The sequence below is a fragment of the Morganella psychrotolerans genome, from assembly GCF_965118875.1.
Lineage (GTDB): Bacteria > Pseudomonadota > Gammaproteobacteria > Enterobacterales > Enterobacteriaceae > Morganella > Morganella psychrotolerans_C.
On sequence record NZ_CBCPJD010000072.1, the window covers coordinates 1 to 532 of the forward strand.

The window sequence follows — 532 nt, forward strand, 5'->3', positions numbered from 1 at the left end:
ATATCATCATGGCACAAGTTATTAATACTAACGTTCTGTCTCTGGTTACCCAGAATAATTTAAACCGTTCACAGGGTATGTTAGGTACGGCCATTGAGCGTCTCTCTTCAGGTGCCCGTATCAACAGCGCAAAAGATGATGCAGCGGGTCAGGCAATTGCCAACCGTTTCACTTCAAACGTGCGTGGTCTGACCCAGGCATCCCGTAATGCCAGCGATGGTATTTCTATTGCGCAGGTGACGGAAGGCGCGGTCAATGAAATTAATGACAATTTACAACGTATTCGCGAACTGTCAGTACAGGCACAGAACGGAACTAACTCAGAGAGTGATATTAACTCTATTAAAGAAGAAGTCGGTCAGCGCCTGAAAGAAATTGACCGTATCTCAGAGCAAACCCAGTTTAACGGCATCAAAGTACTTTCTTCTGATACCAAAATGAGTTTCCAGGTCGGAACGAATGATGGTGAAACTATTGATATTGATCTGAAAAAAGTGGATGGCGCGTCTTTAGGTCTGGATAAACTGGATAT

General features: G+C 44.0%; 1 protein-coding gene. It reads left to right on the forward strand.

The window, feature by feature from the left end; all coding sequences use genetic code 11:
• Nucleotides 1-8 precede the first annotated feature (8 nt).
• Nucleotides 9-532 (forward strand): flagellin N-terminal helical domain-containing protein (locus ACMHKJ_RS19380; protein WP_461435659.1); only part of this gene is annotated, 524 nt, incomplete at its 3' end.